This window comes from Hymenobacter sp. UYAg731, assembly GCF_054061335.1.
Genome location: NZ_JBSSEC010000015.1, coordinates 1 through 16,126 on the forward strand (window position 1 = coordinate 1; position 16,126 = coordinate 16,126).

General features: G+C 63.5%; 16 protein-coding genes. 5 read left to right on the forward strand and 11 right to left on the reverse strand.

Annotated features, from left to right (window positions below):
* Nucleotides 1-248 precede the first annotated feature (248 nt).
* From ACVWYF_RS22725 to ACVWYF_RS22735, 3 genes are all read right to left on the reverse strand, one after another.
* Entirely contained in the window at nt 249-626 is a 378-nt protein-coding gene (locus ACVWYF_RS22725) for a hypothetical protein (protein WP_457072483.1), read from the reverse strand.
* A 60-nt stretch (nt 627-686) separates the two neighbouring features.
* Nucleotides 687-2,390 (reverse strand): T9SS type A sorting domain-containing protein, encoded by a 1,704-nt coding sequence (locus tag ACVWYF_RS22730; RefSeq protein ID WP_457072484.1) that lies wholly within the window; start codon nt 2,388-2,390, stop codon nt 687-689.
* 72 nt (nt 2,391-2,462) lie between these two features.
* Entirely contained in the window at nt 2,463-3,593 is a 1,131-nt protein-coding gene (locus ACVWYF_RS22735) for a hypothetical protein (RefSeq protein WP_457072485.1), read from the reverse strand.
* Nucleotides 3,594-3,722: 129 nt separating this feature from the next.
* Here ACVWYF_RS22735 and ACVWYF_RS22740 point away from each other — a divergent pair, with 129 nt between their 5' ends.
* The 3 genes from ACVWYF_RS22740 (at nt 3,723) to queG (ending at nt 6,335) form a co-directional block, all read left to right on the forward strand.
* The gene (locus ACVWYF_RS22740) at nt 3,723-4,070 is read left to right on the forward strand and encodes an HIRAN domain-containing protein (RefSeq protein ID WP_457072486.1); all 348 of its coding nucleotides are present in this window, start codon (nt 3,723-3,725) and stop codon (nt 4,068-4,070) included.
* Nucleotides 4,071-4,205: 135 nt separating this feature from the next.
* Nucleotides 4,206-5,258, forward strand: coding sequence for a Holliday junction branch migration DNA helicase RuvB (ruvB, locus tag ACVWYF_RS22745; protein WP_457072487.1), 1,053 nt, complete (start codon nt 4,206-4,208; stop codon nt 5,256-5,258).
* Between the two features lie 147 nt (nt 5,259-5,405).
* Entirely contained in the window at nt 5,406-6,335 is a 930-nt protein-coding gene (gene queG / locus ACVWYF_RS22750; RefSeq protein ID WP_457072488.1) for a tRNA epoxyqueuosine(34) reductase QueG, read from the forward strand.
* Between the two features lie 23 nt (nt 6,336-6,358).
* Here the strand turns inward: queG and ACVWYF_RS22755 are convergent, their stop codons facing one another.
* From ACVWYF_RS22755 to ACVWYF_RS22785, 7 genes are all read right to left on the reverse strand, one after another.
* Nucleotides 6,359-6,565, reverse strand: coding sequence for a hypothetical protein (locus ACVWYF_RS22755; RefSeq protein WP_457072489.1), 207 nt, complete (start codon nt 6,563-6,565; stop codon nt 6,359-6,361).
* Between the two features lie 210 nt (nt 6,566-6,775).
* Entirely contained in the window at nt 6,776-7,627 is an 852-nt protein-coding gene (locus tag ACVWYF_RS22760; protein WP_457072490.1) for a ferritin-like domain-containing protein, read from the reverse strand.
* Complete coding sequence (locus ACVWYF_RS22765) at nt 7,624-8,346, reverse strand: ferritin-like domain-containing protein (RefSeq protein WP_457072491.1); 723 nt, start codon at nt 8,344-8,346, stop codon at nt 7,624-7,626. The genes ACVWYF_RS22760 and ACVWYF_RS22765 overlap by 4 nt, the downstream gene beginning before the upstream one ends.
* 169 nt (nt 8,347-8,515) lie before the next feature.
* Complete coding sequence (locus tag ACVWYF_RS22770; RefSeq protein WP_457072492.1) at nt 8,516-9,430, reverse strand: ferritin-like domain-containing protein; 915 nt, start codon at nt 9,428-9,430, stop codon at nt 8,516-8,518.
* A 24-nt stretch (nt 9,431-9,454) separates the two neighbouring features.
* Nucleotides 9,455-10,207, reverse strand: a complete 753-nt coding sequence (locus ACVWYF_RS22775; protein WP_457072493.1) for a ferritin-like domain-containing protein — start codon at nt 10,205-10,207, stop codon at nt 9,455-9,457.
* Nucleotides 10,208-10,480: 273 nt separating this feature from the next.
* Nucleotides 10,481-11,323: a ferritin-like domain-containing protein gene (locus tag ACVWYF_RS22780; protein ID WP_457072494.1), complete on the reverse strand. Its 843-nt coding sequence runs from the start codon at nt 11,321-11,323 to the stop codon at nt 10,481-10,483.
* 37 nt (nt 11,324-11,360) lie between these two features.
* Nucleotides 11,361-12,119 (reverse strand): ferritin-like domain-containing protein, encoded by a 759-nt coding sequence (locus tag ACVWYF_RS22785; RefSeq protein ID WP_457072495.1) that lies wholly within the window; start codon nt 12,117-12,119, stop codon nt 11,361-11,363.
* A gap of 273 nt (nt 12,120-12,392) precedes the next feature.
* Between ACVWYF_RS22785 and ACVWYF_RS22790 the strand changes: the two genes are divergently transcribed.
* Together ACVWYF_RS22790 and aroC are read left to right on the forward strand one after the other, a co-directional pair.
* Entirely contained in the window at nt 12,393-13,934 is a 1,542-nt protein-coding gene (locus ACVWYF_RS22790; RefSeq protein ID WP_457072496.1) for a BatD family protein, read from the forward strand.
* A gap of 100 nt (nt 13,935-14,034) precedes the next feature.
* On the forward strand, nt 14,035-15,114 hold the full coding sequence (aroC, locus tag ACVWYF_RS22795; protein ID WP_457072497.1) for a chorismate synthase: 1,080 nt from the start codon (nt 14,035-14,037) through the stop codon (nt 15,112-15,114).
* Between the two features lie 31 nt (nt 15,115-15,145).
* Here aroC and ACVWYF_RS22800 read toward each other — a convergent pair.
* Nucleotides 15,146-16,126, reverse strand: a 981-nt coding sequence (locus ACVWYF_RS22800) for a T9SS type A sorting domain-containing protein (protein ID WP_457072498.1), incomplete at its 5' end; no start/stop codon positions are given.

Consider the following 16,126-nt stretch of genomic DNA (forward strand, 5'->3'; position numbering starts at 1 on the left):
ATCTACACGCCAGACCCGGGGGGGGTTACCTGGGGGTCCACATCGGTTACTCTCCTGGGTTGTCGGGGGGGTTGTGGGGGGGGGGCGGGGGGGGGGGGGGGCCCCCCGCCCGCCCCCCCCCCCCCCCCCCACGGCGTAACATCAGTAAGTAAGCCTTGTAGCACCTGCTTCATACGCCGCGCCACAACCAGAAACGGCCGCTCCAGCAATGGGGCGGCCGTTTCTGCGCAATAATGTACCGGAACAGCCTAGCGTTTTTCCAGCATGTAAACGGTTTGAACCACGAACGTTGTGCCACCGCGGCTGTAGTTATTGGGCGCGGCGCTCACGACGTGCCAGCCCGCTTGGGACAGTTCGTTGACCTTGGCCAGGGCTACTTTTTGCACCTCGACGAAGCCTGCGGCTACTTTCTCTGCGCTCCGGATTTTAACTTCTACGGGCTTTTCCGTCATCTGCCCCTCGGCCGTGATGGTGGTTACGTTCGCATCGGCCGTGAAACCGTTGAGCGTGAAGTTGCCAATAACCATCATGTGGCTGCCGGTGGTTGGTGCAGCGGCTTTCGGATAAAACGCCCATGAGCCCACGACGGCCAGCGACAAGGCAACGGAAAGGAAAACTTTTTTCATAAAAAGAAATGGAGGTAAGATGAATACCTGCGCAAAGTACTTCTTCGGCTCCCTATATCCTTACTCCACCGCCAGCCGGCGCACCTGCCCGCCGCTGCGCACCAAATACACGCCGGCCGGTAGCCCCTCCGGCAGCGCCAGCCGGGCCGTGCCGGTGGCATCGGCCGTGGCCTTGAGCCGCACCCGGCCCAGGGCATCGAGCACGGCAAGCGGGGAGTTGGGGGTGGCCCCGGTGAGGGTGGTAGTGCCGTGGGCCGGGTTGGGAAAGAGGGTGAGGGCGGCGGCGGAGTAGCCGGCGGCGGCGGCCAGCGGACCGGTGCCGCCGTTCAGGCTGATGCTTATCGTATTGCTGTCCACGTTGCTCACCAACAGGTCTAGGTCGCCATCGCCGTCGATATCAGCTGCTATCACAATCCGAGGAGAGTTGCCTACGCTAACTCCGTTGCTGCCGCTAAAAATGCTGCTGCCGTCGTTGAAGCGGATGCTCACCCCGGCGCTGTTGGTAGTGGAAAAGAAATCCAGGTCGCCGTCGCCATCTACATCGCCCAAGGCCACGCCGAAAGGCTGATTGCCTACGCCCCTCACCGTCTGGCTGCCGCTAAAGTTGCCGCTGCCATCGTTGAGCCGCACACTTACCGTATTGCTGCCGTTGCTGGCCGTGATGAAGTCCACGTCGCCATCGCCGTCCAGGTCGCCCACAGCGATGCTGCGGGGCACATTGTCCACACTCACGCTTTGGCTGCCGCTGAAAAGGCCGCTGCCATCGTTGAGGCGCACACTCACCAAGCCGCTGCTGGTGGCGTTGGTGACCAGCAAGTCCAAGTCGCCATCGTTATCCACATCGGCTACTGCGACATAAACGGGAGATGTACCCACCCCTACTTCCTGGCTGCCATTAAAGGTGCCATTGCCGTTGTTTAGGCGGACGCTGATGGTGGTGCCCGAGGCATTGGCGGCGAGCAAATCCAGGTCGCCGTCGCCGTCGACATCGCCCAGCGTGACGCACCGGGGATTGTTGCCCACGCTCACTGCTTGGCCGTTGCTAAAGTTGCCGTTGCCGTCGTTCATCCGCACGCTCACGCTGCCCAGCACGGTGCCGTTGGCAACCAACAAATCCAGGTCGCCGTCGCCGTCCACATCGCCCACCGTCAGGCTAACCGGATTATTCCCGACGCTTACGTCCGGGCCACTGCCAAATGAGGTGCCGCGATTATTTAAGTGAATGCTTACCCGATTGTCGTTGCTGTTGGCGGCAAGCAAGTCAAGGTCGCCGTCGCCGTCGATATCGCCTACGGCCATGCTGGAAGGGTAATTGCCAACTGCTACCGTCAGGGCTGGCAGGAAATTGCCCGCTCCCGCGCCGCCCGCCGTCGCCGCCGTGAACTGCCCCACCCGGCCCTGCGCCAGCACCCCGCCGCTACCGGCCGCCGCCGTAGTCACGGTGTACTGCACCGTCTCGCCGGGCCGGAAGTCGTAGTTCGTCGGCGTGAAACTCAGCGCACTCCCGCTCACCACGGCCGGCGTGGCCCCGCGCGTGCGCAGCCCGCCGCGCTGGCTGCTGAACACCTTCATCGCACCCACCGAGGCAGCCGTGAGCGGCTGGTTAAAGTTGACCGTGACGGGGCTGTTGCGGGCCGCCGCCCGCGCATTGGCCATCGGGATGACGGAGGTGATGACGGGGGCCTGGGCCTGCGCGGCTCCGAGGGGGGCCAGCAGCAAGCCGGTGTGCAATGCCCAGCGGGGAAGACGGTAGAAGTCTAACATCGAAAAAGTAGTTGGAAAGGAACGGATTACCGCGATTTTATTGGGTGTAAAGCTAGGTTATGCGCGCCGCCGCTACTCCACCAGCAGCTCGGCCAGCCGCGATATTTTGGCCTTGGCCCCGGCTATTTCCTCATCGTCGGGGTGGTTGATTTCGACCACTTCCACGAAGCCGGCCATCATCAGCAGCATCACCTCGCGGGCGTGGCGGGCGTTGGCCGCTATTTCCTCTGGGGTTTCCTCGTCTTCGGGGGCCGCGTCGCGCATCACGTCTTCTAGGCTGCCGCTGGCCAGCACGTCGGTCACGGTGCTCAGGGCGCACACCTGCGCCGCCTGATATAGCCGCAGCAGCTCCGACCACGTCAGGCCAAACGGCTCCTCGGCCTCCGACGCGGCCAGGCGGGCGGCCAGCCGCTCCAGGGCCGGGCGGCGCACGCCGCCCAGCGCCCGGCCAAAGGCGGTTTCGCCCAGCTCGGCCAAGATGTAGGGCAGGCTCAGGGCCGTGCCCAGCGTCACGCGCTGGCATTCGGTGAAGGTGATGTGTACGGCCGGCTCCTCCGCGTCCTCCGCTTCGTCGGCCGCGTCCAGGGCCAGGGCCTGTACCTCGGCGGGCGAGTGGCCGGGCGGGTAGTAGGGCCGCAGCGTATCGTCGAGGCGGGCGAAGATGCTTTCGGTTTGCAGGCGGCGCAGGTGCAGCTCCTCGCGCAGGTCGGCATCATCCCCGGTCAGGTACTGGCCAATGTTTTCCAGCAGCGACTCGCCGAAGGTGAGCATGTACTGGCGCGGCCCGTCCAACGCTTCCTCGGGGGCCTGGTTGCGGGCCAGGTAGGCCCGCAGGGGCTCATCAAGGGAGCTTTCGTACACGAGCCGGCCCACCACCACAAAATCGAACAGCTGGAGGGTGTGAGCGGCCATCACCCGGGCCAGGCTAGGGTTGTCGGTCGCGCCCGCTATTATTTGCAATGTGTCGATGTCGTAGCCCAGCAACTCTTTCAGGGCCTGGGGCACGGGGTCATCGTCGTGCCCGAGCAGCATGTAGCTGGCCACGCTGCCGAGCAGCAGCAGCGGCTGCATGTTCTCGTAGAGCTCGGGCGGCACCAGGGCAATTTGCCGCTGCAGTTCGGCTTCGAACTGCGCAGCCTGCTCGGCGGCATTTTCTTCTTCGGAATCGGCATTCAGGTCGTCGTGGTCATCAAAATCGGCCATGGGCAGGAGGGAAATGCTGCCACGCACGATGGCCGCGGTAAATTGCGGAGAAAAACGGAAAGTATAATCCTTGGCCGCTCCGTTCCCGCTTGGCGCTCAAACCCGGCATCCGTGCCGTAATTTGGCCCCATGATGAAAGTCGTCCCTGCTTCCGAACCCCTCGTGCTGCTCGAATGCCTCGTGGCCGGCACCTCGCACCGCCCCAACCTGGAGAAATACGAGCCCAAGCTGAAACTCGGCCAGGCCCTGCACCTGAGTCGCGAAGTCGATAACCACTACGACGACTGGGCCGTGCAGGTGCATACCGCCCCCGCCACCGACCCCGCCAACGTCTGGCTCGGCTACCTGCCCGAGGGCCGCAACGAAACCGTGGCCCGCCTGCTCGATGCCGGCAAGCACCTCTCGGCCCGCCTCAACCACAAATCCTGGGAAACCGACTGGCTGCATCTGGATATCGAAGTGCTGCTGCATGAGTAGGGGCGGGGGTTTAAGAATCGAATCCGAAAGCCCGGCATGACGTTCTAATAATTTCCAGATATGGAGCTTTTTTCCCCGTCAAATAGTTACTCATACGCTTAGCAAGCACCGACCAATCATTTTAGCAATATCCTTATGCGCGAAGCCTATCTCACCGGCGGCACCGAAAACTTCGATGCCACCGACAAGGACATCGACAAAGCCCTTCGGCCGCTCAGTTTCGACGATTTTACGGGCCAGGAGAAGATTTTGGAAAACCTGAAAGTCTTCGTGGCTGCCGCCAAAATGCGCGGCGATGCCCTCGACCACGTCCTGTTGCACGGCCCCCCCGGCCTGGGCAAAACCACGCTCTCCCACATCATTGCCAACGAGCTGGGCTCCGGCATCAAGATGACCAGCGGCCCGGTGCTGGACAAGCCCTCGGACCTGGCTGGCCTGCTCACCAACCTGGAGCCGCACGACGTGCTGTTCATCGACGAAATCCACCGCCTCAACCCCGTGGTGGAAGAGTACCTGTACTCGGCGATGGAGGATTACCGCATCGACATCATGCTCGACTCGGGTCCGAATGCCCGTTCGGTGCAGATTTCGCTGTCGCCCTTCACCCTGGTGGGGGCCACCACGCGCTCGGGCATGCTCACGGCCCCGCTGCGGGCGCGCTTCGGCATCTCGGCCCGTTTGGAATACTACGATTCCAAGCTGCTGACCACCATCGTGCTGCGCTCGGCCGAAATCCTGGGCACGCCCATTCACGACGACGCGGCTTACGAAATTGCCCGCCGCTCGCGCGGTACGCCGCGCATTGCCAACAACCTGCTACGCCGCACCCGCGACTTTGCCCAAATCAAGGGCGACGGCACCATCACGGTCGAAATTGCCCAGTTCGCCCTTAACGCCCTCGACGTGGACGCCCGCGGCCTCGACGACATGGACAAGCGCATCCTGACCACCATCATCGACAAGTTCAAGGGCGGTCCGGTGGGCATCAGCACCATTGCCACCGCTTGTGGCGAGGAAGGCGAAACCATCGAGGAAGTGTACGAGCCCTTCCTGATTCAGGAAGGCTACATCAAGCGCACCAGCCGGGGCCGGGAGGCCACGGAAGCGGCGTATCAGCACCTGGGCCGCCTGTTGCCGCAGCATATGCGGGGCAACAACGGCAGCTTGTTTGACGAGATAACCTCGTAGGACTGTCGCGGGGACTTTGCGAGTCCGCGCGAATAAACGACCCCCACACCACGCGCGGACTCGCAGAGTTCACGCTACATTCAATGGAACGCGCCGCCCCTAGCGGCGCGTTTTCTGTTTCTTTGCACCCTCATCACGCCGTTGCCCATGCTTCCCCAATCCCAATGGGCTCCCTTCATCAAGCGCCGCGCGGCGGAGCTCGGCTTTATGGCCTGCGGCATTTCGAAGGCGGAATTTCTGGAGGAAGAGGCTCCGCGCCTCGAAACCTGGCTCACGCGCCGCATGAACGGCAAGATGGGCTACATGGAAAACCACTTCGACAAGCGCCTCGACCCGCGCCTGCTGGTGGACGGGGCCAAATCGGTGATTTCGCTGCTGCTCAACTACTACCCCGCGCCCGAAACCCAGCAGCCCGATGACACCCTCAAAATCAGCAAGTACGCCTACGGCCGCGACTATCACTTCGTCATCAAAGACAAGCTGAAGACGCTGCTGGGCGATATGGAAGCCGAAATTGGAGCCATCGGCGGGCGCTGCTTCGTGGACTCTGCCCCGGTGCTGGACAAGGCGTGGGCGAAGAAATCGGGCCTCGGTTGGGTGGGCAAGAATTCCAATCTCATCACGCCCGGCACCGGCTCGTTCTACTTCATTGCCGAGCTGATTGTGGATGTGGAGCTGCCCGCCGATGGCCCCATTCGGGACTACTGCGGCACCTGCACCAAGTGCGTGGACGCCTGCCCCACCCAGGCCATAACGGAACCGTATGTGGTGGACGGCAGCAAGTGCATCAGCTACTTCACCATCGAACTCAAGGACCAGATTCCGACCGAAGTGGCCGGGCAGTTCGGTAATTGGGTATTTGGCTGTGACATCTGCCAGGACGTGTGTCCCTGGAACCGCTTCTCGAAGCCGCACCAGGAGCCCCAGTTCAACCCCGCGCCCGGCCTCAAGGACCTGACGCCCGGCGACTGGCGCGAAATCACCCACGAATTATTCACGGAGCTGTTCCGGCAGTCGGCCGTGAAGCGCACGGGCTACGAGGGCCTGAAACGGAACATTAAGTTTGTGGCCGAATAGCGCCGGCTTACGCGGGCACCCCCTTACGTCAGGCCGATTTCCGGCGTGATGCTGCCAAATACCCGTTTCAGCACCCGGCGGTAGAGGCGGGCAAACTGCCGGTAGCACCAGATGCGGAAATCGGGCAGCTCAACGGGCTTAATCATTTTAAGCGCTTTGCGCAATTCTTTCTCAAAAAGGGCCTTGTTGAAGCTGACCTTGGTCAGAATCATTTTCATGTAATCCAGCATAGGGTAGGGAAAAGGACGGTGAAATAATGAAATAAATAAGCAGTTGGTATTATTGAGTGGGCCAGCTGTCGGATAGTGAAGTTACTATATATAATTAATATCTTCACAATGCCTGCTGCTCCCGAAGGACATCAATAGCTGGCCGAATACGCAAAAAGAGCAGCCTGGGCCACTCTTTTTGGATAAAAAGCCAGAATCTTATAACTCGGCTTAAACGAACAGATTCAGCGCTGCCTGAGCTACCGCGCTGCTTACAGGCTCATCAAAAGACTCAGCCAGCGCCGGGTCGTGAATGGCCGTGTTGGTGCTGATGAGCAGAAAGGAGGCGAAGGGCACCGGCACCCCCGGCGTCAGGTACTGCACGCCATTTTCTTCGCCGTCGGTGGCGGCCGTGGTCAGGGCCTGCGCGGCGGCGGGCCGCACAATAGCGGCATCTTCCTCGCTGGGCCAGCTTTGCACCACCGCGCCCCGGTCCCGGCGCAGCCTGCGGAGGTGGGCCGAGTGCTGAGCCTCAACGGCGTGAATGCGCAGGGCCGCCCGGAACAACTGCGGGTCGCCGATGACGAAGGCGTGGGTTTTGTAGAGGCGCACGCCCAGGTCTTCCAGCTGCTGGGCCAGGGCCAGGAAGGCATCGTAGCTGGTGAGCACGGCCGGGAACAGCTCTGGGTTGGTGGCCACGCTGTGCCGGCCGCTGAAATCGAACCGGGGCAGGGCCGGCACAAGGGCTCCCGCATCCTGGATGGCCTTTAGCAGTAAGGCGGCGTGCTGGGTCTGGTGGGCCAGCAGGCGTTGGAAATCGGCCGTTTGCGCCGTCGGAATGAGGCCCGGGGCGGCCAGGGCCTGAGTGTAGAGGGCCACCTGCGTGCGCTCCAGCAGGAGCAGCTGCGTCACGGCATCAAACGACGTGTCGGCGGGGGCGGCGGCGGCGGGCAGGGCGGCGGCACCCAGCGGCAGCGCGGCCACGGCGGCCCGGCCCAGCTGGGCCAGCAGGGCACGGCGGGGGGCCGGCGCGGCGGTGGCCGGCGTGGCCGCCAGGTGGTCGAGAAGGGAAATCAGCTTCATACAGGAACAGCCAGGCTGGCCACGGAAATAACGTAAGGAGCGAAGTACGGGGCCAGGGCCGCCACAACTTCGGCAGGGGTTTTGGTGAGCAATTGTCCGGCGCTGTCCACCACGGCACTGCTGGCAAAGGAGCCGGGCGTGAGCAGGTCGCGCACGGCGGCTGCCTGGCGGGCCTGCACTGACGCCATCTTGAGCAGCAGGGTGCGCTGCGGAATGCTGCTGGTGGTGAACAGGGTGAGCAGCACGGGGTAAGCGGCGGCTACCAGGTCGGCAATTTGCTGGGCGGCGGCCAGTACCCCGGCGCGGGTGCTGAGCGTGAACTTGCTGAGGCTGAACGCAAAATCAGTAGGAACCAGTTGGGTCGTGCCCACCGGGTCGATGAGGTAGCGGATGGTTTGTTGATGCACCACCTCATGGTCGCGCAGGTCGGCGAAAACGGCGCGCTCGGCGGTGGTCAGGTCCGTGGGCGGGGCATCGACCACCTTTTGGTAAAGCGTGGTCTGGGCCAGGGCCATGAGGTAGACGTAGTACAGCAGGCCCGGGTCGCCGGCCGGCAGGGCCAGCTGGTAAGGGTCGGCGGGGGTGGGCGTGGTGGTGGTGCCCGCGCAGCCGGCCGCAATCAGGGCCACGGAGGCAGCCGAGGCGGCCGAAACCCGTAGAAACACGCGTCGCCCGAGCGACTGCTCCCGCCAGGCGGGCAAAAAAGTGTGGTCAGACATTCGTAGAGTATTCAAGCCAGCCCGCTAACCCGAAAAGCCGGGTTCCAGCCATTACAAAGGTACTCGCTACCCATCCATTGGTTGCAAAGCCCTAAAAAACAAAGCCGGTTCTGCGCGGGGGCAGAACCGGCTCGCGGCCGGAAGAGTGCCGCTTCGCGATTTGGCCCGCTTAGGCCAGCAGCCCGCCGGCGCGGGACGAGTCCAGTACCTCGGCGGCCTGCAGGGGCTCGTCGAAGGCGGCAGCGGCATCATCGGGCAAATACGTGGTGCTGCCGATGCCCGTGGTAATGAGCAGGGCGAGTTTCGTGCCGGCGGCCCCCTGTTGCAGGTTGCTTTCCGGGGGGCTGGGCAGGACCGGATTGTAGGCCGGAATGCCGTAGGTAGTGCCGCCCAGGGCAATAGTGGTCCGCGTGCTGCTGGCCACGCCGCTGGTGTAAGCGGCTTTATACGCCGCGTCGGCGGCCAGGTCGTCGGTCAGGCTCACCCAGGGCTGCTGGCTGCGCATGGTGCGAATGTGCGCCGCGTGGCGGGCTTCGATGGAATGAATCTGAAGCACCGGCGTGAGCAAATCGGTGCCCATCAGCTCGGCGGCGCGGCCTTTGTAGGCGCGCACGCCGGTGTCTTCCAGCACCTGGGCGTATTTCAGCTGGTCGGCGTAGGTGGCGGGCAGCAGGCTGGGATTGAAGCGGATGCCGGCCGTGGCCGAGCCCGTGACCGGCGTGCCGCCGGCCGCGATGACGGCGCGGCCCAGGTAGGCAACGTGCGCGTCCTCGTGGGTTCTGATAACGGTGATGGCATCGAAGGCCGCACCGGCCGGAATCTGGCCGGCGGCGAGAAACTGGCGGTAAAAGTCGGCCTCAAGCAGCTCCAGCGTAAGGGCGTAGTTCAGGATGTCGGTGGGCAGGGAGGCTGTGCCGGCGTAGGCTTTCTGGAACAAAGCGCCCAGAAAGAGCGGCGAAGTGGCCAGGGCCGCACGCTGGGCCACGGTGCCTAGCGAGTTGAACACGGCGCGGCGCGAGCTGAAACGGTCCAGTACGTCGGGGTCAGCTTCCGCCAGCAGGTCGAGGATGTTGAAGAAATTCATGGCAAAAAAGAAGTCAGAAGAAGGTTACTGGCCGATGGTGCTGGCGTCGAGCGTTTGCTCCACGAAGGTTTGCGCCACGGCGAGCACGGCGGTCGGCGTCATTTGGCGGTCGAAGCCAAGCACGTCGGTCCCCTCGTTGGTGGCGAAGGAACCGGGCAGAATGAGGTCGCGCACGTAAGCCGCGTGCCGTGCTTCGACGGACACAATCTGGCCCGCTATGCCCAGATACACGGCGCTTTTGATGAGCTTAGCCGCGCCATTGTAGGCCGCCACACCCAAGTCCTCAAAGGCCTTGGCGGCATCGAGAATGCCCAGCTTGGTATCAGCGGCGGCTTTCACGCGCTTGGTAAAATCGATGCTGTCGAACTTAGGGGTGAGGTCGGGGATGATGGTGCCGCCGAAGTCGCGGTTGATAGCCGTGCGCAGGAAATCGCGGTGAATGGCCTCGTGGGTGGCCACTTTGGCGAAATACGGAATCTCAGCAGTCAGCAGGGGTGAGGTGGTGAGGGCCGCCACCTTGGCGTAGAAGGCCGCTTCGAGCTGCTCCAAGGCGTAGGCATAGTTGAGCACGCTGGCATCGCCGGTGCCGAAGCTGACGTTGCCGGTAGCCCCGCTGCTGGGCGTAGTGGTGTCCTTCGAGCAGCCGGCCAGGGCCAGGGCCGTGGCCCCAGCCGTAGCGCCGGCGTACATGAAAAAGGACCGGCGCTTAATGCGCGCCAGCAGGGGCTGTCCCGGCTGCGGGCGTTGAGAATCGGTGGGCCGAAGCGTATCGGACATAAATAACGAGTGTTTGATGAGCAAAAGAAGGGGCAGCTACGAAAACCGATGGCCCGGGCCGGGCCCGGGCGAAACCCGCGACCAGCCCACTACCCCCGAATACCAAAGCGGATTCCGTCGGAAGATGCCGATACAAAGCTAACTCGTTGCAAACCCCGGAAACGAAACCCCGGCTCCGGTTGGGATTATAAACAGCAAAGCCGGCCCCGCGTGTGCGGAGCCGGCTTCGTGGGGTTTGGCAAAAATATCCGTTACAGATACTTTCGGCCAGCATTAAGCGCCGATGAGCGGCGTTGCGATGGCGAGTACTTCCGAAACTGCCAGAACTTCGTCGAAAGCAGCCTGCGCGTCCTTCGCCGTGTACGTGGTGTTGGGCGTGATGGAGTTGGCGGCAATCAGGTTTACGCCCGACTGGGTAGTGGTGCTCTCCGGAATAGCCCCTTTGTAGGTGGCATCACCGTCGAGGTCGCCGTTGCCGTTAATCCACGACGACTGCATGCGCATGGTGCGGATGTGGGCGGCGTGGCGGGCTTCCACCGAATGAATCTGGAGGGCCGACTGGAGCGGGTTAATCGTGCCCACGTTCGGCACGGTCACGTCGCCCAAGCCGAGCAGGTCGCCGGCGCGGCCTTTGTAGGCACGTACGCCGGTGTCTTCCAGCAGCTGGGCAATGCCAAGCTGGGCAGCAAAAGAGGTCAGCGTAGCAAACGTCGACGTTTTGAACGTGATGCCGGTTACGGGCGTGCCACCGATGGCGGTAACAACCTTTTGCAGCAGCGCAACGTGTGCCGACTCGTGCTTTTTAATCTGGTTGATGGCACCCTGCGCCGCCGGCGAGGCCGTGGTGAAGAAGGGCGAGGCAATGACTTTCTTATAAAAGTCTTCTTCGAGCAGTTCCAGGGTCAGCGCGTAGTTGAACACCTCTTTGGGGTCGCCGGCGCTGGTACCAGCGTAGGCTTTCGAAAAGTAAGAGGCAATCAGGGCCGGGGCGCTCACCATAGCCGTACGCTTGGCTACCGTGGTCAGCGAGTTGAAAACTGAGCGGCGGGTATCGAGACGGTCCAGAGCGTCGGAATCGACGGCGGACAACTGGTCAATTATATGGAGGAAATTCATGGCGAAGAGGAATTAGGAATGGATGGGAAGGAACTACTTAGTTTACACCAATGCTGCTTCCGTCCAGCTTCTCAGTGATAAATCCTTGAGCGACGGTGAGCACCTGGGCCGGCGTCATGGCCATGTCCAGTCCCGAGGCAGGGTCTACTTGGGTATCAGCGGCAAACGAGCCGTAAGATACCAGGTCGCGGATATAAGCCGCGTGGCGGGCTTCTACCGATACAATCTGACCGGCAATAACCAGATAATCAGCTTTCTTGATGAGTTTGCCGGCACCGTTGTAAGCGGCTACACCGAGGTCCTCGAACGCCATTGCCGTCTTCAGAATGGCATCGCGGGTGGTGAACTGGGCCGTATCGTACTTCGGCGTGAGGCCACGCAGTACTTGGGAGCCAGCGTCGCGGGTCAGGGCCGCCTTGAAGAAGTCGCGGTGGATGGCTTCGTGCTTGGCCACTTCCTGGAAGTAAGCGTAGTCGTTGCCGGTAAGGATGCCTTGGGGCAAAGCAGCCACTTTGCTGTAGAAGTCAGCCTCAAGCTGCTCCAAGGCATAGGCGTAGTTCAGCACGCCCACATCACCCGAACCCAGGCTGATGGCACCGCTGGAGGTAACGCTGTTGCCGGCGGGCAGCGAAGGCGTGGCGTTATTGGAGTCTTTCGAGCAGCCAGCCAGCACCAGGGCCGAAGCCCCAGCCGTAGCACCGGCATACATGAAGAACGAACGCCGTTTGATGGGCGTGTATAGCGGCTGGGCGAACGAGGTGTCGTCGGCGCCGCGGGGCTGGATGTTGTCGGACATGAGCGTGGGGTGGTTAGATGAAAATTGAAGCAACTAGGCGCGGGCAATACAATTGCGGACGGCACCAAAAGCCCGTCTGCAATAGAATAAACCGCAACCGTATGGGTGAATTGACAGCAGATACGGCAATTGTCGGGGCAAGGATTGATTCTGCCCGCATTTTTTGATTCCGCCCCAGTCGCTGGCTGAGAAATGATGAATTCTGGTTTTGCCTGGAATGGCTGAATCCAGCGGTTTGAGCTACTTTTAGCGGGTGATAATGCGTTAGTGGCTATGGGAGGACTTTTTTTGGTATTGGGGCTGCTACCGGGCCTGTTGCAGCCCGGCCCGGGCCAGGCTCCGCTGGTTGCCCCGCCCAAGCCGGGCCAGGCCGCGCCGGCCACCCCGCCCAAGCCCCAGGCCACCCTGCCGGTCGATGTGGCGCTGCTGCCCGGGCCGGCCATGCTGCCCGTCACGGGCGTGTTCACGCTGGCTTTCCGGCTGCGCGGCGGCGCGCTCGACAAGTATTCGGAGTTCCCGGAGCTAGAGGGCTTCAAGAAAACCGGCAAAACCAGCACCACTACCACGCGCATCGTACAGGGGCGTCGCTTTTCCGACCTCACCATCACCCAGCGCTACGTGCCCTACGGCGAGGGCGAAATCGTTATTAAACCCTTTCAAATCACGGTGAATGGGGTGCTGCTGCGCAGCAAAGCCGCCACCGTGCGGGTGGAGCCGGCCGCGCCGCCCAGCCCCAGCTCCATCACCAAGCCCGTCAATCCCACCGCGCCGCTGCAAGCCGTGGCCGACCTCGACAAGATGTTTGGCAAGCCCAAGCCGGTACTGTATGAGGAGCGGGCCGACCACGCTTTCCTGGCCGTGCTGGCCGACCGGCCGCGCGTGTTTGTGGGCGAGGGCGTGCGCGTGGGGCTGTATTTCTACCTCAAGCCCGAAGACCAGGCCCTGCTGGCCTTCCACGATTTTACCGAGCAGCTGCCGCCGCTGCTGCACGAGCTGCACCAGCCCACCGCCTGGCAGGAGCCCGGCCCCGAGCCCAGCGTGACGCCCGACACCGTACGCCACCTGGGCCAGAAGTACCTGCGCTTCCGGCTGGCCGAAAACCTCTACTACCCCCTCACGGCCCAGCCTCTGCGCTTCCCGCCCCTGGCCCTGACGATGGTGAAATTCAAGCTCCTGAAAAAGCCCGAGCCCGGCCAGGAAAACCGCCTGGCGGGCTACAAAACCTATACCGCGCCGGGCCTGGCGGTGGTGGTGCAGCCGCTGCCGCCAGCCGCGCCGGGTGGCCCGGTAGCCGTGGGCCGCTTCGAGCGGCAGGAGGCCATCAGCCGGACGAAGTTTCGGGTGGGCGAGTCCTTCACCTACACCTTTGGCGTGGCGGGGCAGGGGAATTTATCGGCGGTGCTGGCCCCGGTGGTGGCTGCGTGGCCCGGCCTGGACGTGTACGGCCCCGAGGTGCGCGAGGAGCCCGCGCCGGGCGGCGGGCGCAAGCTGTTTCGATACCGTCTGGTGGTCCGGCGGCCCGGCGTACTGCCCCTCGATAGTTTGCTGCAACTGGTGGTATTTAACCCCACTACGGCCCGCTACGACGTATTGCGCCCCGGCCTGCGGCCCCTGGTGCAAGGCGTGGTAGCCGCCGCCGAGCCCCTGGCCCGGCCCGAGGATGACGCGTTTTACGGCCCGGCGCTGGCCGGGGCCGATACCGCCATGCAGGCGCTGGACGTGTACCGCGACGTGCGCCGCTACGCCGACTGGCTGCTCATCGGGCTGGCGGGCGTGGCCGGCTTCGGCTGGTGGCGGGCGGGGCGGCGGGCGTAGTTTTGCCAGTGATTAACGGTTAGTGAAAGCTGCGTGAAGCAAGCAGATTCTACAATTAACCACTAATCGTTAATTATTAACCGTTAATCAACAGCACCTTATGTCCAATACGTTTGGCTCCCTCTTTCGCATCACCACGTTTGGCGAGTCGCACGGGGCGGGCATCGGCGTCGTCATCGACGGCTGCCCGGCGGGCGTGGCCGTGGAGGTCGCCCACATTCAGGCCGCGCTGGACCGGCGGCGGCCCGGCCAGAGTGACCTCACTACCCCGCGCAAGGAGGCCGACACGGTGCATATTCAGTCGGGCCTGTTTGAGGGCATGACGACGGGCACCCCCATCAGCCTGTTCATCCCCAACGCCGACCAGCGCTCCGACGACTACTCGCACATTGCCCACGCCTACCGCGCCAGCCACGCCGACTACACCTACGATGCCAAGTACGGCCGCCGCGACTACCGCGGCGGGGGCCGCAGCTCGGCCCGCGAAACGGCCGCCCGCGTGGCCGCCGGGGCCGTAGCCATGCGCCTGCTGGCCCATTTCGGCATCGAAATCGCGGCCTACGTCTCGGCCGTGGGCGAGGTGGAAGTGCCCGTGGGCTACGAACTGCTCGATTTGAGCCTCATCGACAGCAATCTGGTGCGCTGCCCGCATCCCGAAACGGCCGTGCTAATGGAAGCCCGCATCCGGGCCGCGCAGGCCGCGCACGACACCGTGGGCGGCGTGATTACGGGCGTGGCGCGCCACGTACCCGCCGGCCTCGGCGAGCCGGTGTTTGATAAGCTGCCGGCTTTGCTGGGCCAGGCCATGCTCAGCATCAATGCCGTGAAGGGCTTTGAGTTCGGCTCGGGTTTCGAGGGGACGAAATTGCCCGGCTCGCAGCACAACGACGAGTTTTACACCGATGCCGTGGGGGCCGTGCGCACCCGCACCAACCACAGCGGCGGCAGCCAGGGTGGCATTTCGAATGGCCAGGATATTTATTTCCGCGTCGCGTTCAAGCCCGTGGCCACGCTGCTCCAGCCCCAGCAAACCATCAACGACCAGGGGGGGGCCATTACGCTGGTGGGCCGGGGCCGCCACGATGCCTGCGTGTTACCCCGCGCCGTGCCCATTGTGGAGGCCATGACCCAGCTGGTGCTGGCCGATTTGCTGTTGCGCGCCCGGGGGAACCGGGTGTAGCAAAGCCGCCCGCCGGCCGAAAACCAGGGTGCTACTCGATGAGCAGGCGCTTGCTTGTGGGCTGGCCGTTGAGGGGGAAGCGCAGTTGGTAGACGCCGGGCACTAGTCCGCGCAAGTCGAGCGTCGTTTCAACCGTGGGTAGAATAAAGCGCCGCACCACCTGTCCTAGGGCGTTGAGCAGTTCGGCCGTGGCGGCCGTGGCGGCCGTGGCGGCCGTGGCGGCCGTGGCGGCCGGGCGCACGAGTGTGCAACTGGTGCCGGCTGGGTTAGGGTAGAGCAGTACGTATGCTGGCTGAGCGGCCGTGCCAACGGCCAGTGCGCCCGGCGTGGTGAAACTCAGGACAGGGCCATAGCCGATGCCCACGCTGTTGATGGCATACGCCCGCACCGCGTAAGTGGTGCTGGCTGCCAGGCCGGTTACGGCCTGAGCAAAGCTGCCCGTGCCGCTGCCCATGGCCACTTTGGTGTTGGCCGTAGTGGGCGCGCCGGTCCCGGCCACGTACACCACCCCGCGCTCAGTTATGGCCGTGCTGCTGGTGCTGGCCACGGTGCCGCCCAGTACGGCGCTGGTGCCCGTGATGCTGGCCGGAGTGGCCGTTGTGGCAATGGGAGCCGATTGGTTGAGGCGCACGCTTACCGTGGCGGCGCTGTAGTTGGCCGTGAGCAAGTCCAAGTCGCCATCGCCATCCACATCGCCTACCACCACGCTGTACGAGTGAATACCCACAATTGGGTCGGAGCCGCCGCTGAAGGTGCCCGCTCCATTGTTAAAGCGTACGCTTACCGTATTGTTGTCGTAATTCGACGTGAGCAGGTCCAGGTCGCCGTCGCCGTCTACGTCGCCCAGTGCTACGCTATTCGGGTGGCCGCCTACGCTGGGGGTGGAGCCCCCGCCGAAGCCGCCCGCTCCGTTATTCAGGCGCACGCTCACCGTGCCAGTAGTGCCATAGTTGGCCGTGAGCAGGTCGAGGTCGCCGTCGCCGTCTACGTCGCCCACGGCTACACTCGTCGG